Below are 21,539 nucleotides of genomic sequence, written 5' to 3'. Positions count from 1 at the left end.
TTTTATGTATTTGCGCCGGATTATTTGGTAAAATATAGTTTAGGCATTAAGAGAGGAGTTTACGAAAGTTGTCAAATATACATATAGTGCTAGACAGCACTGCCAATGTGTCGCCAGAAATACTGTCCCTTTATCCCAATCTCCACGTCGTGCCGCTGAAAGTTATATTGGGAGACAGTGTGTGGAATGAACCGGAGCTATGCACGGCTGAACTATTTCGTCTTGTCCGGGAACAGGGGATTCATCCGCGGACTTCGCAACCGGCTCCGGGCGATTTCGCCTTGGCCTTTGCGCCGGCGGCTGACGGGGCTGCTATTATTATGATCGGGGTTGCCGGTGGTTTGAGCGGAACTGTCAATGGCGCCCTCGCCGCCGCCCGGGAGTTTAAGGGCCGCGAGATCTATGTAATTGATTCCTGTACCTCTGCTATTGGCATGGTAAAAATGGCGGAAGCCGCCCTCGCGATGGCAGCAGCAGGCCAGCCTGCGAGTACCATTGCCCGGCGGCTGCAGACAATGGCTGACGCTACCCATACCCTGTTTCTGCCTGACTCACTGGAGTATCTCCATAAGGGCGGCCGGATTGGCGGCGCGGCCGTGCTATTTGGCTCGATTCTCCAAATCAAGCCAATACTTACGCTATGCGCCGGCAAAGTGCAGGTGCTGGATAAGGTCCGGACCAGGACGCGGGCTTTGGCGCGGATGATTGAAGAACTGAATAAGTATGGGGAGCTTGCCTATATTGGTATCGCCCATGGCGAAGCACCGGCGGTGGCCAGGGAAGTGTATGATGCTGTCAAACAGCAATATCCCGGTGTGCCTGTATCGTTGACCAGCATCGGTTCATGTTTGGGAGCGCACTTAGGACCAGGAATTATTGGCCTGATATTTCAGCATAAGTGTGAATAACTTCTCAAAGGGGGTAGATGTATTGCAGCCAAGTATTGATGTAATCGATGGCAAAGATTTTCGCCGCATGATCGCCGGCGCCTATAATGCCTTTATGCGCGAACACGAATATATTAACAGTTTAAATGTTTTCCCTGTTCCGGACGGTGATACAGGCACCAATATGCTGCTGACCTTGGGGGCGGTGGCGAAAGCGGTGGCTGAGGCGCCGGATGAAGGGATTGGTTCCCTTTCCCGCCGGGCGGCAGACAGCGCAATTATGGGGGCACGGGGCAATTCCGGTGTAATTCTGTCCCAGCTCCTGCGGGGGATTGCCCGGGGGCTGTCCGGCAAAGATAAAGCAACCTCGGCTGAGGTGGGTAAAGCGTTTCAATATGGGGTACTTTACGCCTACCGGGCTGTTGCCAGGCCGGTAGAGGGTACTATCCTGACGGTAGCCAAAGGCATCGCCAAAGGCGCACACCGGGCGGTTCGCGAACGGTTGGCATTTGCTGATATTCTCAATGAGGCCATTCGTGCCGGCCAGGAGGAGCTTAAACGTACACCGGAGCTTTTACCGGCCCTCAAAGCTGCCGGCGTTGTGGATGCCGGCGGTCAAGGCTTGATTGTGTTTCTTGCCGGCTGCCTGGAAGGGCTGGAAGGCCGTTTCAGCGGACCTGAGGCTGATTTTGGCCGCACACTGACTGTACCGGCCGTGGCGGCGGAAACGAACATTGCCCATCCCTATTGTACCGAGTTCCTTGTCAAGCGTTTTACCGCCGGGCTGAATGAGGTTAAACGGCAACTGGAGCAGATGGGCGATTCTCTGGTCCTTGCCCAGGGGGAAAGTGTGTTAAAGGTCCATATCCACACGGCTCATCCCGGTGCCGTACTGGAGTCGGCCATAGCCTGGGGAACCCTTCATGATATTAAGATTGACAATATGGCTGATCAACACCGAGAAACTATCCAAAACGAGCCGTTAGCCACCTTTAATGCGGCGGCGGAACCGCTGCCGGCCAAGGCCGCTTTGGCGGTTATCAGCGTTGTATCAGGGGCTGGCCTTATCGATATTATGCGCCAGATGGGGGCCGGTGTCATTATTTCCGGCGGGCAAACTATGAATCCGCCGGTTGAGGATTTTATGGCTGCCGTTCATAATGGACCGGCGGAAAAATATATTATTCTGCCAAACAATAAAAATATAGTACTGGCTGCTGCCCAGGCCAAGAAGCTGTTAGGCGATAGAGTTGCTATTATACCGACAGTTAATGTGCCGCAAGGCCTGGCTGCCGTACTGGCTTTTGATCCTGAACGTGAGCTTGATGCCAATATCGCCCTGATGACTGAGGCGCAGGCAACAGTTAAGTCCGGCAGTGTGACAATTGCTGTCCGTGATTCACAGGTCCGGGGCCAGACAGTCCCGGCAGGTTCATATATTGGCGTAATTGAAGGCCGTGTTGCCGTTTGGGCCGACAGCCTGCAAGGGGCGCTTGCCGCGCTGGCGGAATATTTGACCGGACCTGAGACCGGAATGATCAGCCTGTATTACGGGGCCGGACTGGCCAAGTCTGAGGCTCAGGCCCTGGCCGGCCTGCTGCAGGCTACCCTGAGCAGCGTTGAGATTGAGGTATATTTTGGCGGCCAACCACATTATCAGTTTATTGTCAGTGTAGAGTGAACCGGTCTTATAATTGTATAAGCGACGACACCGGATTGATGAGGAGAGGATAAAACGATGCTCAGCTCACTTAGCATTACTGAATTTGCCGCAAAAATTTCTGTCGGTGATGGGCCGCCGGGAGGGGGCAGTGCCGCTGCTATGTATGGATTGACGGCAGCTGCGCTCCTGGAATTATCGATTAATCATTCATTACAGAGTCCTCAATTAGTGGAGCACCATGAACTGCTGATTGCCAAACAGGCCGAATTGGCCAGACTGCATATTGAGCTAACCATTCTTATTGACCGGGATGCGCTGGCCCTGCGGGGGTTGTTGGCGGCTGCCGGACTGCCTGACCTGACACCTGAAGCCAGGCAGTCGCGCAATACAGCCTTGCAAAAAGCCTTGAAACAGGCCGCTGAGGTACCGCTGGAAACGGCCAGGACCTGCCTGGAAGTCATTGAGATTGGCAAGGCAATAGTAAACAGGGTAGACAAACTGGTGGTCAGTGATTTAATGACCGGTGCGGCTGCGGCTCATGCCGGGATTACCGGCGGCTTGCTCAGTGCAGCGATTAACCTGAGTGAAATTGACGATGAGGCCCTGGTTAGCGCGCTCAAAGGCCAGATTTATCTGTTAAAATTAGCTGCCGATGAGCTTAAGGGTGGTCTTGAAGGTACTGTTTATGGCCGGGAGCCGTTTAGTGTTTTACGGGGCTAACCACGCTGCTGTGCCAAATAAAAACCCTGTATCCAGGGCAAACCTGGATACAGGGTTTTCCTACGCTTTTGGCACTTGCTTTAAACTCAGGCCAATCCGCTGGCGCTCTTCGTCAATACTGATCACCATTACATCAATGATGTCACCGACAGAGATCACGTCAATAGGATGACGGAAAGGCCGGTGACTAAGCTCGGAGCGGTGAATAAGGCCGTTAATTTTAATGCCAATATCAACAAAGGCGCCAAAGTCAGTGACATTATGCACAGTGCCCTTTACCATAGTACCGGGGGTAATGTCCGACAGTTTAACAATATTTTTACGGGTTTGAGGCGGAGGAACATCTTCACGTGGGTCGCGGCCAGGCTTGGCAAGCGCCGATAAAATGTCGCGGACTGTCGGCTCGCCGGCGTTTAGGGCCAGCGCCAGTTTGGCGGCATCCGCGGCGGGGGCTGTCTGCTGCAAGGCAGTGAGCCTATTTTTGTTGGATAAATCCTGTAATGTAAAACCCAGGTGGCCTAGAACAGCCTCCGCCAATGCATAGGATTCGGGGTGGACAGGCGTATTATCCAGGGGATTAGCCGCCTGGGCAATACGTAGGAACCCGGCGCACTGGGTGAAGGCGGCAGGCCCCAGCCGGGCTACCTTCAGAAGTTCTTTGCGGTTGGTAAAAGTGCCTTTCTCCAGGCGATAAGACACTATGTTTTTGGCAATACTGGCGGTTATGCCGGCCACATGGGTTAACAGCGCCGGCGAAGCGGTATTGAGTTCAACGCCAACATGATTGACGCAGGATTCCACGATATTGGTTAACGCGCCGCCCAGTTCTTTTTGATTTACGTCATGCTGATACTGACCAACCCCGATCGACTTGGGGTCAATTTTAACAAGTTCGGCCAGCGGGTCTTGAATCCGGCGGGCAATGGACACGGCGCCCCTGATGGTAACATCAAGCTCAGGCAGCTCCTCGCGGGCCAGTTTGGAAGCCGAATAGACCGAAGCACCGGCTTCGTTGGCAATGACATAATGAACATTTAAGTTATGAGTGTTGATGAGGGTGGCGGTAAATTCTTCCGTTTCGTACGAGGCCGTGCCGTTGCCAATCGAAATCAGGGTTACCCCATGGGTGTTGATGGCATCAAGGACTTTGGCAGCGGCTTCTTCCCGCTGACGTTCGCTCATGGTCAGGTACAGGGTATTATAGGTCAATACGGCGCCGGTAGGGCTGACAACGGCCATTTTGCAGCCGGTGCGGTAGCCGGGATCAAGGCCCATAACCGTATGGCCGGCCAGAGGGGTCTGCAGGAGCAATTGGCGAAGATTCAGGCCGAATACACGGATGGCCTGCTTTTCGGCATTTTCTGTCAGCAGGGCACGAATTTCCCGGTCAAGGGCCGGAAACAGCAGGCGTTTGTAGCCATCGGCAATCGCTGCTCTAATAGCTTCATTAAATATTGAATGACCGGTAAGGGTTTTCTGAGTAATCAGCCTGGTATTCGTTTCATGGTCGGCCAGTAAGTCAACCTTGAGCGTACCTTTGCTTTCCCCCCGGTTGATGGCCAGAATCCGGTGGGCCGGCATGCGTTTAACCGGTTCCCGGTATTCTTTGTACATAAGAAATTCCCTGGCATCGGTTTCCGGCGTGGCAAGATGGCTGGTAATTTCGGCTTTTTGCCACAGCTCTTTGCGGAGCAGCGCCCGGATACCGGCCTGTTCGCTGACTGTTTCGGCAATAATATCCTGGGCGCCGGCCAGTGCCAGCTCGGGCGTGGTTATATCCTGTTCGGCATTAATGTAATCTCTGGCAATAGCCAGGGGATCACCGTCGGCCAACTGCTGAGCCAGCATGATGCCTGCCAATGGTTCCAGCCCTTTTTCCCGGGCGATTTGCGCTCGGGTCCGTTTTTTGGGGCGGTAAGGGAGATAAAGATCTTCTAACTCCTGCAGTTTGCTTGCCGACTGAATGGCAGCAGTCAGCTCAACGGTCAATTTACCCTGAGTTTCAATACTGGCAAGAATTTCTTCCTGGCGCTTATGCAGATTCCTAAGATATAGAGTACGCTCTTCGACTGTGCGAATCTGTTCTTCATCCAGCTCACCGGTGGCTTCTTTGCGGTACCGGGCAATAAACGGGACTGTATTGCCGTCGTCCAATAAGGCGGTGGCTGCTGTTATCTGGTGGGGTTTAACGCCCAGTTCGCGGGCAATCAGGGCAGGTATTTCACTAATAAGCATATGTTCACCATCTTTATTCATAAGTTATCCTAACTTTATTATTATAATCAGTTTGCACAATTAGAACAATAGATAGGCATTATATTAGAGAAAAGGGTTATTATTCAGGGGTGGAGAAAGTAGTGGAATTGGAGCTGTAAAGGGGACTCATACCTGTGATTATATCGATTAAACACTATATGCGCAGGCAGATCATTATGCTTGCCTGGCCAGTCATCTCCGAAGGGGTTGGAATTATGGCGGTAAATGTATTGGTTACCGCCATGGTTGGCCAGCTTGGTGCTGTGCCGCTGGCTGCCGTTGGTCTGGCAACTATGCTGCAGTTTTCGGCAGCCATGGTTTTTGCCGCTGCCGGTACAGGGGCAGCGGCCCTGATTGCGAGGGCAAGCGGTGCGGGCAACTGGCAGGAAGTTCGCTATATAACCGGTCAGGCAATCCTGCTGGGGGCCGTATTTGGGGTCTTGTTGGCGGCATTTGGGCAGCTGGCGGCGGAACAGGTTTTGTCTTTGACGGCGGCAGAACCGGCGGTGGCCGGATTAGCGGCCGGTTTAATGAAGATCACGTTTATGTTTACGCCATTTTATTTAATTATGTTTGTTGCCAATGCCGCTTTGCGCGGGATGGGTAAGACCAAAACGGCTTTTTATATTACTATTTTTAATAATGTCCTGGCCGTGTTTATCTCCTATCTCCTGGTATTCGGTCAGGGAGTGCCGTTGCTTGGCGCTTATGGTGCCGCCTGGGGGCTGGGGCTGGCCCAGCTGGCCGGCGGTATGGCGGCATTAATTGTGCTTGGCAAGCTTCCCCAGGTTCGCCTATCCTGGCGGCATATACTACCGTTAAAAAAAGAAACGCTAAAAAGCATTATCAATATCAGTGTGCCAGCCGCTTTGGAACAGCTGGCCATGCAGGGCGGGCGGCTGGTGTTTGTTTTTATGCTGGTCGGGGTGGGGGCTATACAGTTTGCCGGTCATCAAATCGCCCTGCAGATTGAGTCCATGTCCTTTATGCCCGGTTTTGGGTTTTCCGTGGCGGCCATGACCCTTGTTGGTCAGCATTTAGGGCGAGGAATGCCGCACCGGGCGATCCAATATGCCTGGCTGACCACTAAGCTTGCTTTTTGGAGTATGGCGGTTATGGGGGGCGTTATTTTTCTTTTGGCCAAACCGCTGACAGCTTTTTTTACTAACGATCCGCAGGTGGTCTATTGGGGTTCTTTATGTGTTATGATCGCCGTATTGGAGCAGCCGACCCTGGCCCTTTGCTTTGTACTGGGCGGGGCTCTCCGCGGCGCCGGGGACACCCGCTGGCCGATGTATGTAACAACAACCGGCGTCTGGCTGTTCCGTCTGCCACTGGTATATCTGTTTATTGTTGTGTGGAACTATGATGTTATTGCAGCCTGGTATATTACCGCCGGCGATTTTTTAATCAGGAGCGTTATTCTGTGGCGGCGATTTGCCTCCGGCAAGTGGCTGTGAACTTAAAAACGTCACGCATAATTCGCGTGACGTTTTATCATTATTCTGCAATTACCCCGGCAATCGCAATATTTGGCCGCAAAGCCAGATCTATCAGTTTGCCGGTAGCGGTTAGGATTCCGGGCCGGACATTCTGTTCAGCAAGCTCAACAGTGGGGGTAGCTGCAAAACGCACTTTATTTTTTACCACATACGCCAGTTGGTTGGTCGTGAGCCGGACCAGGCTGCCTACCTGGTAGAGGGGCGTCGTATGGAAAAAAGCGCGTAACAGGTACAGGTCGAACTGAGAATTACCATTTTTCAGCATTTCTTCAGTAATGGTGTGACGCGGCGCACCTGATATACCGGCGGCATTGATGGCATTATCAAAGTAATTGGCAATGGCCACCAGCCGTGAAAGCGGATGAATCTCTTTGCCGGCCAGGCCGGCAGGATATCCCTGGCCATCATACCGCTCATGGTGCTCAGCGGCGATCCGGGCAGGAATGGAGCCAATCTTGTTTTTCAGCAGCAGCTGCTGCCCGTAAATAGGGTGCAGGCGTTCCTGGTCAAAGGCCGGGTTATTAATGTTGGGGACAACTGCTTTGCCCAAATCGTGAAACAGCGCTCCCAGCGCCAAATCCAGCAGTACCGGCCGGGGCAGCTTAATATACAGCCCTGCCGCCACCGCCAGTAAACAGACATTGACAGCGTGGCCGATTTCATCAGCGGTTGGCTGACGTACCTGGACATTAACAATATAGGCAAGATTTTTTTCGGTCTCATCAATCATTTGGCCGGCAGCCAGTTGAATTTGTTTTATGTACACTGTATTAAGACCGGGGTTTATGATCTCCTGGTTTTTTTTATTAAATAAAGCGCGGAAGCAGACATTGAGCTGTTCTCTGGTTTCAGGAGCAACAAGCATTGTTTTCTTTAATTCGGCGGCATAGGGGTCATAGACCGGGATATTGTTAACTCCCAGCTGTTGAAGCCGTTTAAGATAGTAGTCGGTAAGGGCCATGCCTTGTTCTAAAAGCAGATTGCCCCTGTCATCAACAATATCCTGTGCCAGCACCATGCCAGCTTTTACCTCGCTGATAAGCATAAGGCAGTCCTCCTTATCATGTTACCATTATTATACATAAAATACCTGAGAAAGGAAATATTCTAAAGTCCTGGTTATCCGGGACTTTGGTCTGATCTCTATACATAAAGCACAACAGGCTTTGTTATGCATATTATGTTAGTAGGAGAGTAGATGAAAAAGTGACCCAGGCCAAAGGGGGGATAAAGGATGTCGCTTTTAGTAACTTCGCTGAAAGCCAATGTTTTTTTAGCGGCACTTACGTCAGTGTTGTTTGGAATATTAGGCTTAATATCCTGGATGCCGCGTCTTTTTTATGTAGTGTTCCCTGATGATATTTACCTTTTTATGCATACAGTTGCGGAGGTCAGCTGTCTGGTAATTGCCTTAAGTGTGTTTTGTGTAGTGTGGTTTAGCTGGCCTCAAACCAGAAACAGCCGCGACTTGGTTATTGCCATGGTATTTTTAGCTGTTGGTTTTTTTGATTTCTCCCATCTGCTGTCATATACAGGAATGCCAGATTTTATAACTAGCAACAGTGAGAACAAAGCGTCACTGTATTGGATCATCGGCCGGCTGCTGGGCAGTATTGGGTTGCTAGCAGCCGTGTATATCCCCCGGCATAGCAGAAATCCAATATTCCATCGTATCTATCTTTTGTCAGTCACTGCAGCATGCAGCTTTACTCTTATCCTGGTGGTACTGCTGTTTGAAAGTGCCCTGATGCCAATGTTCATGCCTGAACAGGGGCAGACAATCGAAAAGATCGTTTTTGAGTATGTCGCTATGCTGCTGAACCTCCTGGCAATTTATTTGTACGGCTACCGCAATCCGTCCCAGCAGTGGGTTTTTTTGCTGCGGGTCAGTCTGGTCTTCAGCTTTGTGGGCGGTATCGCCTGTACACTGCATGTAAATGCGCAGGATAGTTTTAGTCTTGTGGGCCATATATATAAGGTATTGGCCTATTATTGTATTCTGCAATCACTTATGCAAACCTCAATTTTGCGCCCGTACATGCGCATTTCCCGCTTAAATCGTGCGCTGCGAAATATGGCATCGGAAAACATGTGCCTCTATAAAGAGACCAAGGACAGTGAGCGGATATTGCAGCAGGCCTTTATCCAGCTCGGCGCAACCCTGGCAACTAAAAACGATTTGGAAGCTATGCTGCAACAGGTTGTTACAGCTACCGGCACGGTGTTTCAATGTGATCATGTTTATCTGGCCCTGGCTGAAAACGATACGCTGAGAATTGTGGCCTATGTCAGCAGTTTTAAACCATCTGAGAAAATTCAGACCGATAAAAGTCTGATGGGCAAGGTATTTACCGAAAAGAAACCGATCGTTATCGATAACATTGATAGCCTGCCTGAACGTATTATTGAGGCCGTTCGGCAAGCCGGCCTAAAATCGATGGTTGGTGCGCCCATCAGGCACAACGGGGATGTCATTGGTGTTCTTGAAATATTTTCCCGTAAAGAACGGGATTTTACCCAGCATGATGCTCAGTTCCTCAGTGTGTTTTCCCATCATGCCGGGGAAGCAATTAAAAACGCGCGTGCTTATGAAACAACGGTAGAAAACTTTGCCGAGCTTAGTCTGATGTATGATATTGTTAAGGATTTGGCCAGCCTGCAGTCGCCAGCCGGTATTCTGACTAAAGTAGCGGAAAAACTATATAATCTGTTTTCTGCCAATGGTGCGGTTGCTTTTATCATGCATCACCGGGATGATGGCATTCATACCGAGCCCGTTTTTGACATTGGTTTTGAACAAAAAGAGATTGATCATATGCAAAGGGTCTTCTCGGACAGCAAAACGTCCTGGCCCTGGAGCGGGCTCAGCGCCATTGATGAGGCGGCAGCCGGCGAGCATAAGTATGGTTTGATTACTATGTCGGTGTTTATGGTAAGGCGCCTTAATATTTTACCGCTGTTGGCGAGCGGAAAGCTACAAGGGTTGATTGTACTTGGCTGGAATAATACGAAACAGGAAATTCCGCCAGGTAAAGAACTGGCCCTGAGTACCATTGCCAGCCAGACCGCAATTGGTCTTGAGCGTGCTTACCTCTACGAACATTTTCAGGCGCTGGCCCTGACTGACCCGCTGACCCGTTTGGGTAACCGGCGTCAGCTGGAAATATATCTTGAGCGTGAAATCAGCCGGACGCTCACCTATCATCGCCCACTGAGTCTTATTATGCTGGATATTGACTTTTTTAAAAAGGTTAATGATACCTGGGGCCATTTGGCGGGTGACGTGATTCTGCAAAAGATGGGGGCAATGATTAAGGAGAGTTTCCGTCTGACTGATATGAGTGCCCGTTATGGTGGCGAAGAGTTTGCGGTTGTTTTACCAGAGACTTGTCTCGCTGAAGCCGCCGTTTTGGCGGAAAACTTCCGGCAATATATTGAAGAAACTAAATTTGCAGTGGATGCCGACAGGATTACCATTACCATCAGCCTCGGCGTAGCCACTTTCGAAAGTCATACTGACTGGGAGAATCCCAGGACCAGTCTGATTGATGCCGCTGATCAGGCCCTGTACCGGGCGAAACAAACAGGTCGAAACCGGGTTGAGTGCCATCGGTAGTTAGCCGGTCAGACAAATTATGGCCGCAAAGAGAATAATTGGCGCCAGACTTACGCATGCTATTGACGAGTAACGGAAAGGAGGGATTACCTGTGTTATCATCAAAAGAGCTGATGCACCTGGAAGACTTCCTGGGCCTGGAGCAAAACTGCGCCAAGACGATGAATTTCTTTGCCAGCAATGTACAGGATGCCCAGACTAAGCAACTGTTTCAGCAGCTTGCCCAAAAAAGTCAGCAGCATTTCCAAACGATCAGCAAGCACTTAAATGCCGGACAAAATTTACAATAATTTGAGGTGAAAAATCACAATGGCACAAATGGGTCAACAATCCGGGCAAAGCACCCAGAGCGGGATGAGCGGCCAGGGCGTCAGCATTTCCGAGCGTGAGTACCTGCAGCTTGCCCTCAATGAAAGCAAATATACCGCAGCCGCTGTCAATTCTTTTGCCCTTGAGGCTGCCAACGAAACTCTCCGTCGCGACTATATGACTATTTTAGGCGATGTTCATAATCAGGAAAAACAAATTTTTGACCTTATGCAGCAAAAAGGCTACTATAATGTTCAAAATGCCAATCCCCAGGATATCGCTCAGGTTAAGTCCAAATTTAGCGGTCAGGCCCAATAGCAATAAGTCCGGTAACAAGTCCTGCGACTGAAGCAGGACTTGTTTTTTTTTTGCTGTCAGACCTTATAAAATACAGTGCCCCTGGTCTAAGGGAGGGAAAGAAAAATCTATACCCTAAAGGGCACGGGCGGCTTCTGCCGGCGCTCTGAAAGACCAGCAGCAGCCAAATTTTTCAAATTTTATTGTATAAAATTCCCTTGACAGTACTCAATGACGAGAGTAAAATTAAACAAGAACTATCCGATAACTATTTTCCACTGGTAATTTTTATAAGGGCAGGCGAAGATTAGTGGACATTTGCGTTACCTCATTGCTACGAGATAAGGGGTTCAAAGTTACGCCCCAGCGATTAGCTATTTATAGTGCCTTGGCGGCTACCAGATCCCATCCCAGTGCTGAAATGATTTATAATGATCTTCAGCCCCTGTATCCGACGATGAGCCTGGCAACCGTATATAAGACAATTGAGATTCTAAAGGAACTTAATTTGGTCCAGGTACTTAATGTCGGGGAAGACAGTTTCCGTTACGATGCCGATACCACTAATCATCCTCATGTCCGCTGCCTGACTTGTGGGCGGGTTGATGATTTGCACGGTATTGATTCTTCCGATTTTGTCGGTCAGGTATCAGCACAGACTCAATATATGCTACAGGGCCAGCAATTTTATTTTTATGGTGTGTGCCCTGCTTGTCAGGGGAAGGCTTCAGCAGCCAGTTAAAAGGTGAAGGGACGTAAGCAGCATGAATTTAGCAAGCTATATTGATCATACTCTCCTTAAGCCTGAGAGTACAATTGAGGATATTATCTGCTTGTGTAAAGAGGCCGTACTGCATAAGTTTGCGGCGGTGTGCGTAAATCCTGTTTACGCCGGGCTGGCTGCTCATCACCTGGCTGGTACCAGGGTGAAAACTGCGGTTGTTGTCGGCTTTCCGCTGGGGGCGACCTTTACGGCAGTCAAAGTAATGGAAGTGAAGGAAGCAGTTTTGCAGAAGGCTGATGAACTGGACATGGTTATCCACATTAGTGCCGCAAAGGCCGGACTCTGGGACGTTGTGACCGACGATATCAGGCAGGTAGTCGAAGCCGCTGACGGTGCTGCCGTAAAAGTGATTATTGAGACCGGGCTATTAACTGATGATGAAAAGCGCCGGGCCGGTAACGCGGTTGTTGAAGCCGGGGCCCGGTTTGTGAAAACATCAACAGGGTTTGGGCCGGGCGGAGCGACGGTTGCCGACATTAAGCTGCTTAAACAAATTGTGGGTGACAGCATCGGTATCAAAGCCTCCGGGGGGATCCGCAGCCGCGAGCAGGCTGTGGAACTGATTGCGGCCGGGGCAACACGGCTGGGAACAAGTGCCGGTATTACTATTGCGGGCGGCAACAAACCCGTAAGCGGAAGTTATTAACAGGCAGGAACCGAGATTGTTTTGCTGGTGCCAGCGATGAGGCGGAAGGCCGTATCATTGCTAGCGACCAACGAGACAATCTCTTTTTTGTTGCAGCTGTTAAATCTAATTTACATAAAAAACCTGTAGAAGTAAACTTGTGCGCATGGTATAATGTCCTTTACTTGCTCGAAAGGAGGGCAGCAAATCATGCGAAATTTTATGCAAATGATTCCTGGCGGTGTGTCGGCAGTGGTTGTTCTGGTATTGGCGAGTATGCTGTTAAGCATTGTCCCGGGACGTCCGCAAATGTGGCTGTACCCTCTGGTACGGCAGGCAATGCAGTTCAAAATTGATTATCAGACCAGAGACATGCCGGCGAAAGAAACACCGCATTTTATCGTCAAATATACGGAAGCTGATGCCGATATGGCCGACATGGTAGCCAAAGCAGCTGAGGCTGCCTTTGAGCCGGTCACAGGAGCGCTTAATTATGCTCCTGGCGGTAAAATACTGGTCCTGATCTATCCGGACCGCCAGTCAATGAAAAAAGCATATGGCTGGGCCGGCGATGCCAGCGCGATGGGCTTCTACTGGGGCGGGGTGATTCAGGTGTTGTCACCCAAAGCCTGGATGAAAAATGCTCAATCGGCAGAAGAGTTTATTACTACCGGACCGATTGCGCATGAATATACGCATCTGGTGCTTGATTATATGGCCAGAGGCAATTACAGCCGCTGGTTTACAGAAGGTCTGGCTCAATATATGGAATACCGGATTAACGGTTATGAGTGGATAACTGCCGGTAACCAGCTGACCGGTCAGCTGTATACAATGGCTGAGCTAACTGCTGACTTCGATGAATTGCCGAATCAGGCCCTGGCTTATCGTCAGTCATTGGCGGCAGTGCGTTATATAGCCGAGGTATATGGTGATGCCAAACTGGGGCAGGTACTCAATTACCTGAAGGCTGGTGTCAAGATGGATAAAGCAATCGAAAAGACACTGGGCCTAGATATTGCCACCTTTGAAGCCCTGGTGAATCAATGGGCCAAGGGCACTATGAAAGAATATAAACAGGCTGCAAATTAAAGGGAATACGCCGTAAGGCGTATTCTTTTGCATATATCTGGGAATTTTAACTTTATTATTGTCTAAGGGGGGGACTATATGCTGAGCCGGCGGGATTTTCTCAAGCTCTGTATGTCGGCGGCGCTAACCGCCGGTCTGACAGAGCAGCTGCTGCCAATCATGCGTCAGGCCTTTGCCGAGCGCAAGCTGACGAAGCCACCTGTAATCTGGCTGGAACTCGGGTCTTGCACCGGCAATTCCGTTTCTTTGGATAATGCCGTAAATCCAACATTTTATCAAGTACTCCATGATATGATCGATTTGCGGTATCACTGGCTGCTTAATGCCGCCCAGGGTGAGCAGGCAGTGCAAGCCCTAATGGATACGGTGGAACAAGAAAGCGGAAATTTTTGGATTGTTGTGGAAGGCTCGGTAATGACGGCTGATAATGGACGGTTTAACCATATTTTCCTGCGGGGCAACGAAATGGTTACAGGCTTGGCGGCACTTAGGGAATTTGCTCCTAGGGCCAAACATGTCATTGCCGTCGGCACCTGTGCCTGTTTTGGCGGTCCGGCCGCCGCTTATCCTAATCCCGGCGGAGCCAAGGGGGTATGGGATGTCATCAAACAACCGGTTATTAATATACCAGGCTGCCCAAGCCATCCCGATTGGATAACAGGTACCTTCAGCCACCTGCTGATGTATGGCTTGCCGCAAATGGACAGCTATAACCGTCCAAAAATGTTTTTTGGGCAGACGATTCACGATTTATGCCAGCGCCGTCAGCAGTATGAAGACGGTATTTTTGCCGCTTTTCCCGGCGAAAAAGGCTGCTTATACAAAGTAGGCTGTAAAGGGCCGGTTACCCATGCCGATTGTCCCAAACGCCAATGGAACCATTACGTTAATTGGCCGGTTAGGGCCGGTGCCCCTTGCATTGGCTGCGCTGGTCCCGGTTTTCCAGATAGCACAATGCCTTTTTATGAACATCTGCCAGACGTGCACACACCTCTGGGTGCGCTTAATGTAAAAAAAATTGGTGCCGCCGCTGTCGGCCTGGGAGCCGCCGCAACCGGTGTTCACTTTATTACCGGGGTTATGACCAGACGGGTCGGCAAAAATTGGCTTGAAGGCACTAAACCGCAGGAGACGGACCAGCCGGAAAATCTGGAACAACTTAAACAGGAACTGGATGACCTTATCCGTCAGCAAAATGCCCTGATCAGTGAGAGCAAAAGCCTGGCGAAAAATAAGGTCAAGCGCAGACTGCCCAGAACGTTCCGCAAAAAAGTGGTTGATTTTTTCCGGCCGGGGCCAAAGCACAGGAGGTAATTACATATGGCTGTACAGACAATATTTCCGGTTACACGTATTCATGAGCCGTTGCGGGCTGATATTGAAGTGCAGGCTGGCAAAGTAACCGACGCCTGGCTGGGCGCGCATCTATTCCGGGGGATGGAAAGTATGATGCTGAATCGCGATCCGCGGGATGCCGCCCTGTTTACCCAGCGCATTTGCGGGATTTGCTCATCAGCCCACTCGATAGCCGCAAGCATGGCTCAGCAGCAAGCGTTCGGGGTTCACCCGACCCCGACCGGACAACATTTGACCAACCTGATTTATGCTGCCGATATTATTCAGAACAACCTGCGGCATTTTTATGTACTAGTACTTTATGATTATGTGAAAGGTCCTGATATTCCGCCATATGTACCGCGCGCCCAGACTGATTACCGCCTGCCGCCGAAGGTCAGCGAAGAGCTCCTGCAGCATGCCAAGCAGGCTGCTCGCAAGGCGGTACAGGCCCACGAGGCCATGGCAGTTTTTGGTGCTAAAGCACCGATGCAGCAGACGATTTTGCCGACCGGGGTAACGGAACAGGCCTCGGGGGAACGTATTATGGCCTATAGCAGCATTCTGCAAGAAATTACGGAATGGGTGGAGAACGTCCACATCAGCGATGTGCTGACGATTGCCGAATATTATCAGGATTACTATTCGATCGGTGCCGGCTACGGCAACTTCATTTCTGTGGGTATGTTTCCCGCGCCTCTGACCGGCGACCGCTCTTTTCCGGCAGGCTTGGTTATTAATCAGGGCCAGCCTGAGACCTTGGATGTGAATCATTTTGCTGAAGAGATTCGTTACAGCTGGTATAACGGCGATGGTGCCGGCCATGCTCCCATTCAGGCCGGCCCCGGGCCCAACCGGGATAAACCGGAGGCTTATTCCTGGATCAAGGCGCCGCGCTATAAAGAACTGCCGGTGGAATGCGGTCCGCTGGCCAGAGGTTTTATCAGCGGTGATTACCGGCGCGGGGTATCTGTCATGGACAGATTGATTGCCCGGGCCAGGGAAACACTCAAGATCTGCAAATTAGCGCAGGGGTTTGTAGCGGCAATTGTGCCTGATACACCCAGCTTTCAAAGATACACCCAGCCGGACAGCGGGGCTGGAGTGGGGCTGACTGATGCGATGCGGGGGGTGCTCGGACACTGGCTGGAGTATAAGCATAATAAGGTGACCCATTATCAGATAATTACCCCGACAACCTGGAATTTCTCCCCTCGCGACAACCGGGGAGTGCGTGGTCCTGTCGAACAGGCGCTGATCGGGACGCCTATCGCAGCCGAGGGGGAACTTATTGAAGCCGGACGCGTTATCCGGTCATTTGACCCCTGTTTCACCTGTGCCGTACACCTGTTTAAAAAGTAACTGCCTTATGGCCGGCGGCTTGAAGCCGGCCACCGGGCATGATACAATATTTGTTAGGAGATAAGAGACTTGGCTTATGCCAAGTCTCTAGCTATATATCGGAAAGGGGACAAATATGAGCATCTTCCAAGCGTGTGATATTCGCGGCATAGCCGGTAAAGACCTAACTGATGTAATGGCCAGGCGTATAGCCTTAGCGGTAGGGGTTAAACTTACCGGCCAAACAGTGGTGGTAGGCGGTGATATCCGCTTATCTACCCCCGGTCTGCAGCGGATCATGATTGATGGTTTGGCTGAGTCCGGTTGTCAGGTGATTGATATCGGGACAGTGGCTACCCCGGTATTTTACTATGCGGTTAAAGCCGCCGGCGCCACCGGCGGCGTCATGGTAACAGCCTCACATAATCCGGCTCCGTACAATGGGTTTAAGCTGATCCTTGGCCCGGAGCCGGTTAGTGAAGCGGATGTGGCTCAAATCGGACAGCTGGTGGCAGATAATGTTCGCACCCAGGGCAACGGCTCTGTAGTTCAACGGCCTGTTATTGCTGATTATATTGCGCACACTGCCGGCAAAGCCCGGCCAGGCCGTCTAAAAGTTGTCCTTGACGCCGGCAATGGGGCAACAGCCACCATTGCTCCCCAACTGTTTCAGCGGCTGGGCTATGAGGTAATCCAACTAAATTGTGCAGCGGACGGGCGTTTTCCCAGCCATCCCCCGAATCCGGCCCTGGCTGAAAACCTGGTGTCACTCGGCGAGGCCGTACGTTTCCATGGAGCTGCGCTGGGGATTGGCTTTGATGGTGATGGCGACCGGGTCGGGTTTGTTGACGAAACCGGCTGGGCAATTGATAATGACGCGATTATGGTGCTGATCGCCAAAGCGTATCTTGCCCGCGAAACAGGTGCAGTCGTTTATGATGCCAAGTGCTCCATGGTAGTGCCGGAAGCGGTGATTGAAGCCGGTGGCCGGCCGGTTATGGCGCGGGCCGGCCATACTTTCAGTAAAGCTGCATTTATCCGGGAGAAAGCATTGTTTGCCGGTGAAATCAGCGGCCACTTCTTTTTTCGGGACCTGGGCTATGATGATGGCATGTTCTCCGGGCTGAAAATATGTGAGCTGGTAGCTGACCGGGGCAGTTTGTCGGCACAAGTGGCTGTCATTCCCCATTATCTGCTGACACCGGATATCCGTATTCCCTATAAGGGGGCGGATAAAACAGCCGTGCTGGAACAGGTCGCCGCCAGGCTTGCCGTATACGAACCCAATTTGATTGATGGTGTGCGGATTGAATTTGCCGACGGCTGGGGCATGATCCGGGCTTCGGTTACAGAGCCTCTGTTTACACTGCGGTTTGAGGCGAAAACGGCCGCCCGCCTCAGCGAAATTAAAACTATTTTGCTAAATGCATTGCCTGTTGACATACAGACTGCTGTTGCCGCTAAATTGCCTGCAGAACTCCAATAATCAGCCTTCATTTCAGTACGGTAAAGAGGATTTGCGGGGTATTTAGTCGAATAAATACTTATTTTAAAGGATTGATATTTTCGGAAGAGGTAATTATGCAAATTCATGTTTTGGCCAGTGGCAGTACAGGCAATGCTGTATTTATCGAAATGGATAATACTAAGCTATTAGTTGATGCCGGTATCAGTACTCGGCGGATCAAACAGTCGTTGGCAGCAATTGGGACTAATGTGGAAGATCTTGATGCTGTATTTATTACCCACGAGCATCGTGATCATGTCAACGGGTTACAGACACTGCTCAAAAAGTACCGCCTGCCCGCCTATGCCCGGCCGGACACCTGGAAATCCCTGTACTGCAGGGCCGCACTGCCTGATGAGTGCTGCCAGGCTTTGCCTGACAGCCTTGATATCGGTACCGTAAAGGTAGAACCTTTCCCGATCTCCCATGATGCGGCCGACCCGGTAGGCTTCCGGCTCTATGCAGGGAATACCAAGGTTTGTGTCGCCACCGATCTTGGCTTCGTAACGCCGACAGTCAAGGACGCTTTGGCATTGTCGGATGTCCTGGTCTTAGAGTCTAATCACGATCTGGATATGCTGCAAAATGGCAGCTACCCCTGGCCTTTAAAAAAACGTATTATGAGTAATCGCGGTCACCTTGCCAATACCGATGCCGGCTGGGCGCTGGCCAGACTCGACCGTAAGGCCCATACGGATGTTTTTTTAGCCCATCTTAGCCGGGAAAATAATCGGCCTGAACTGGCTGAGGATACGGTAGCGAATATTTTAACTGCCCAGGGCTGCAAACTCGGCCAGGATATTACTTTGCATCTTACCTATCCTGAAAAAATTTCCGGGTTTACTCACAATAAGCAGGAGGCGATTGTATGAAATGGTTCAGGAAGATAACTCCCTACATCGCAGTATCACTCATTAGTATGATTATTGGCGCTATCCTCGTGGTAGGCTGTGCCGGGACTGCTGCCGATAAAATTAAAAAACCTGATACCGCCGGGTCGCCGTTCCAAGCCCTGCAGCCGCCAACTGCGCAGGCCAGTTTGTCGGATGCCCGCAATACCCCCATCGTCCGGGCCGCGCAATCAGTAGGGCCGGCAGTGGTTGGGATTACGAACAAGGCGTTTGCCCGGGATATTTTTAATCGCAAAGTTCTTATTGAACAGGGGACAGGCTCAGGTGTTATTTTTGATTCCAAGGGGTACATAGCCACCAACTTTCATGTCGTGCAAAACGCCCAGGAACTGGCCGTGTCCCTGGCCGACGGCCGCACCCTGACAGGCAAGGTAATTGGTGTCGATCAGGCGACAGATCTGGCTGTTGTCAAGGTTGACGAGAATGACCTGCCTGTTGCCACCCTGGGAGATTCCGATTCGCTTATGGTCGGCGAACCGGCGATTGCCATTGGCAATCCGCTCGGGCTGGAGTTTAAAGGCAGCGTGACCACCGGTGTCATCAGTGCTCTTAATCGCTCCCTGGATATTGGCGAGCGCCGCTTCAAACTTATCCAGACCGATGCGGCCATTAACCCCGGTAATTCGGGCGGGGCCCTCGTTAATGCCGATGGTGTGGTCGTAGGCATCAACAGTGCCAAGATTGCCCTGTCCGGAGTGGAGGGTATTGGTTTTGCCATCCCTATCAACAGCGCCCGGCCTATTCTCCAGTCCCTGATCGACAAGGGCCGGGTTATCAGGGCCTATCTGGGGGTAGGTGCGCTGGACCAGGCCACGGCCGCCAGGTACGGGTATGAGCTTAACCTCGAAAAAGGCGTTTATCTGGCCAGAGTGGCGCAGAGCGGTCCTGCTTATAAGGCCGGCATGCGCGAAGGGGACGTTATCCTGAAGGTTGCCGGGGCCGAAACCAACAGTGTCGCCGAATTAAGGGCCGTCCTTGACAGCCAGCAGGTCGGCGGCCAGGTTGAGGTAGTAATTAAAAGAAACAACCAGACCCAGACAATCAATGTTCTCTTAGAAGAAATGCCTGGTCAATAATATGAAGATAACGATTGTTGCTATCGGTAAAATCAAGGAGAAATATCTCACAGCCGGGATTCAGGAATTCCTAAAGCGGCTTACTCCCTTCTGCAAGCTGGATATCATCGAGCTTGCAGAAGAACGCATGCCTGACAACCCCTCGGCCGCCGAGAAAACACAGGCGCTCACCCGTGAGGGTGAGCGCCTTTTAAAAGCCGTCCGTCCGGGCAGCTACCTCATTGTATTGGACGTGGCCGGCCAGGCCCTGTCCTCCGAGCAACTGGCTGCCAAATTTGACAGTCTGGCGCTAAACGGACAAAGCGACATCACCTTTGTCATCGGCGGCGCCTTTGGCTTATCCTCTGAACTGGCTGCCGCCGCCCGGGAACGGCTGTCATTTTCCAAAATGACATTTACCCATCAGATGATCCGGCTGCTCTTGGTAGAACAGATCTACCGGGCGTTTAAGATCAGCCGGGGAGAACCGTATCATTGGTGACGATGAAAAATGACTTATAATACAAATAAATAGTTGGGTTCCTGCAGAATTCTAATAATTTGCAGGAACTTTGTGTTTTTATGGTAAATTATTAGTTGTGATACTAATGGAACTCTTAGAATCGGGAGACCGTCCCTGCGAGTCCTAGATTATGATATATTGAGAAAGGACAGCGAACCTGTCCCCTTGTCCATTGCGACAGTGGGCGGTTTGCGCTGATTACGTTTTTGCTGTTATGGGGACGCGGACGTTATCATCACTGAGTTGGGGGACCATGGCAAGCCGCAAAGAAAGGCGTTTCTATTATCAACATATTCTTGAGGAGGGATTGCAGTGAGAGATCCCAGTTATTTGTATCATTATACTAGTATCAATTCGCTCGCGTTAATCCTTAGCAACAGGACAATAAGATTTAGTAGTTTAAATCAAGTTGATGATCTTGATGAAGAAAGAACAGGTGACTACGGGAATTTAGGCCGGTTTTGCTTTGTGAGTTGTTGGACAGATGATGTGGGTGAGTCAATCCCGCTATGGAAGATGTATACCCCTGACATGCGGGGGGTAAGAATAAAGCTGCCTATTTACCCATTCAAGGAGTATATATTGGAGAAAGGACAATTTGGTTCTGAGGAAAGGATAGAAAGTTTTGTAGATTTATGGACTTACTATACTAATAAAGGGTATGTAGTAAATCCTCCATTCAAAGATATTCTTGTAGGAGTACAGTATACAGACGATAACGATAAACTATTTCCAACTGTTTACTCGGAATCTAATTATGGAGGAGAACAGGTAAAAAATGTTATAATTTGGCCCTTGGGTAAATTTAAAAAAGTAGTATGGCAATTTCAGAAGGAATGGAGATATAGACTATTTATCTGTCCATGGAAAATTTCTGATTTGGTTAGTGTCACTGATCCTCGGCAGCATCATAATCTTTTGGACAGACTAAGGGCATTGTCTTTACCATTTACTACACTTGATCTTAACTTGGACGAAAATAAGATTAAGGACATGGAGATTACCCTTGGGCCAAAGACGAATGCATCCGACAAAATCATTGTTGAGAGTCTGGTTGATAAATTCAATCCTACGACAAGAATTAATCATAGTTGCCTTTCAATTAGATAATGCAAC

General features: G+C 50.6%; 19 protein-coding genes. 17 read left to right on the top strand and 2 right to left on the bottom strand.

Going from position 1 to position 21,539, the window contains the following annotated elements; genetic code table 11:
- Positions 1–68 precede the first annotated feature (68 nt).
- The 3 genes from SPTER_RS20595 to SPTER_RS20585 are packed head-to-tail and all read left to right on the top strand — an operon-like array spanning position 69 to position 3,270.
- Positions 69–908, top strand: a complete 840-nt coding sequence (locus SPTER_RS20595) for a DegV family protein (protein ID WP_144352112.1) — start codon at positions 69–71, stop codon at positions 906–908.
- A complete protein-coding gene (locus SPTER_RS20590; protein WP_246105379.1) occupies positions 901–2,568 on the top strand; it encodes a DAK2 domain-containing protein in 1,668 nt (555 codons plus the stop codon). Before SPTER_RS20595 ends, SPTER_RS20590 begins: the two co-directional genes overlap by 8 nt.
- Positions 2,569–2,625: 57 nt before the next feature.
- On the top strand, positions 2,626–3,270 hold the full coding sequence (locus SPTER_RS20585) for a cyclodeaminase/cyclohydrolase family protein (protein WP_144352111.1): 645 nt from the start codon (positions 2,626–2,628) through the stop codon (positions 3,268–3,270).
- A gap of 60 nt (positions 3,271–3,330) precedes the next feature.
- On the opposite strand, the gene SPTER_RS20580 is transcribed toward SPTER_RS20585, so the two are convergent.
- The gene (locus tag SPTER_RS20580; RefSeq protein WP_144353016.1) at positions 3,331–5,505 is read right to left on the bottom strand and encodes a Tex family protein; all 2,175 of its coding nucleotides are present in this window, start codon (positions 5,503–5,505) and stop codon (positions 3,331–3,333) included.
- A gap of 155 nt (positions 5,506–5,660) precedes the next feature.
- Between SPTER_RS20580 and SPTER_RS20575 the strand changes: the two genes are divergently transcribed.
- Positions 5,661–6,986, top strand: a complete 1,326-nt coding sequence (locus tag SPTER_RS20575) for an MATE family efflux transporter (RefSeq protein WP_246105378.1) — start codon at positions 5,661–5,663, stop codon at positions 6,984–6,986.
- Positions 6,987–7,026: 40 nt separating this feature from the next.
- Here SPTER_RS20575 and SPTER_RS20570 read toward each other — a convergent pair whose 3' ends face one another.
- The gene (locus tag SPTER_RS20570) at positions 7,027–8,073 is read right to left on the bottom strand and encodes an HD-GYP domain-containing protein (protein ID WP_144352110.1); all 1,047 of its coding nucleotides are present in this window, start codon (positions 8,071–8,073) and stop codon (positions 7,027–7,029) included.
- A gap of 189 nt (positions 8,074–8,262) precedes the next feature.
- On the opposite strand from SPTER_RS20570, the gene SPTER_RS20565 reads away from it, so the two are divergent.
- The 13 genes from SPTER_RS20565 to SPTER_RS20505 all read left to right on the top strand — a co-directional run bounded on the left by SPTER_RS20565 (position 8,263) and on the right by SPTER_RS20505 (position 21,533).
- Positions 8,263–10,644, top strand: a complete 2,382-nt coding sequence (locus SPTER_RS20565) for an MASE3 domain-containing protein (protein ID WP_144352109.1) — start codon at positions 8,263–8,265, stop codon at positions 10,642–10,644.
- Positions 10,645–10,736: 92 nt separating this feature from the next.
- Positions 10,737–10,934 carry a ferritin family protein gene (locus SPTER_RS20560; protein ID WP_144352108.1) on the top strand — a complete coding sequence of 66 codons (198 nt, stop codon included), beginning with the start codon at positions 10,737–10,739 and terminating at the stop codon, positions 10,932–10,934.
- Positions 10,935–10,953: 19 nt separating this feature from the next.
- Positions 10,954–11,271 (top strand): spore coat protein, encoded by a 318-nt coding sequence (locus SPTER_RS20555; protein ID WP_144352107.1) that lies wholly within the window; start codon positions 10,954–10,956, stop codon positions 11,269–11,271.
- 289 nt (positions 11,272–11,560) lie between these two features.
- Positions 11,561–11,992 carry a transcriptional regulator PerR gene (gene perR / locus SPTER_RS20550; protein WP_144352106.1) on the top strand — a complete coding sequence of 144 codons (432 nt, stop codon included), beginning with the start codon at positions 11,561–11,563 and terminating at the stop codon, positions 11,990–11,992.
- 22 nt (positions 11,993–12,014) lie between these two features.
- Positions 12,015–12,680 carry a deoxyribose-phosphate aldolase gene (gene deoC / locus SPTER_RS20545; protein WP_144352105.1) on the top strand — a complete coding sequence of 222 codons (666 nt, stop codon included), beginning with the start codon at positions 12,015–12,017 and terminating at the stop codon, positions 12,678–12,680.
- 189 nt (positions 12,681–12,869) lie between these two features.
- Positions 12,870–13,751, top strand: coding sequence for a peptidase MA family metallohydrolase (locus SPTER_RS20540; RefSeq protein ID WP_246105377.1), 882 nt, complete (start codon positions 12,870–12,872; stop codon positions 13,749–13,751).
- Positions 13,752–13,829: 78 nt separating this feature from the next.
- On the top strand, positions 13,830–15,065 hold the full coding sequence (locus tag SPTER_RS20535; RefSeq protein ID WP_144352104.1) for a hydrogenase small subunit: 1,236 nt from the start codon (positions 13,830–13,832) through the stop codon (positions 15,063–15,065).
- Between the two features lie 6 nt (positions 15,066–15,071).
- Positions 15,072–16,448, top strand: coding sequence for a nickel-dependent hydrogenase large subunit (locus SPTER_RS20530; protein ID WP_144352103.1), 1,377 nt, complete (start codon positions 15,072–15,074; stop codon positions 16,446–16,448).
- Positions 16,449–16,563: 115 nt separating this feature from the next.
- On the top strand, positions 16,564–17,913 hold the full coding sequence (locus SPTER_RS20525; RefSeq protein WP_144352102.1) for a phosphomannomutase/phosphoglucomutase: 1,350 nt from the start codon (positions 16,564–16,566) through the stop codon (positions 17,911–17,913).
- Positions 17,914–18,008: 95 nt separating this feature from the next.
- Entirely contained in the window at positions 18,009–18,806 is a 798-nt protein-coding gene (locus tag SPTER_RS20520; RefSeq protein ID WP_144352101.1) for an MBL fold metallo-hydrolase, read from the top strand.
- The gene (locus SPTER_RS20515) at positions 18,803–19,921 is read left to right on the top strand and encodes a S1C family serine protease (protein WP_144352100.1); all 1,119 of its coding nucleotides are present in this window, start codon (positions 18,803–18,805) and stop codon (positions 19,919–19,921) included. The genes SPTER_RS20520 and SPTER_RS20515 overlap by 4 nt, the downstream gene beginning before the upstream one ends.
- A 1-nt stretch (position 19,922) precedes the next feature.
- Positions 19,923–20,402 carry a 23S rRNA (pseudouridine(1915)-N(3))-methyltransferase RlmH gene (gene rlmH, locus SPTER_RS20510; protein ID WP_144352099.1) on the top strand — a complete coding sequence of 160 codons (480 nt, stop codon included), beginning with the start codon at positions 19,923–19,925 and terminating at the stop codon, positions 20,400–20,402.
- 333 nt (positions 20,403–20,735) lie between these two features.
- The gene (locus SPTER_RS20505) at positions 20,736–21,533 is read left to right on the top strand and encodes a hypothetical protein (RefSeq protein ID WP_144352098.1); all 798 of its coding nucleotides are present in this window, start codon (positions 20,736–20,738) and stop codon (positions 21,531–21,533) included.
- Positions 21,534–21,539 lie beyond the last annotated feature (6 nt).

Source organism: Sporomusa termitida, assembly GCF_007641255.1.
Classification (GTDB): domain Bacteria; phylum Bacillota; class Negativicutes; order Sporomusales; family Sporomusaceae; genus Sporomusa; species Sporomusa termitida.
Note: the sequence above shows the minus strand (reverse complement) of the source record. Positions and strands in the feature narration are given on the sequence as shown.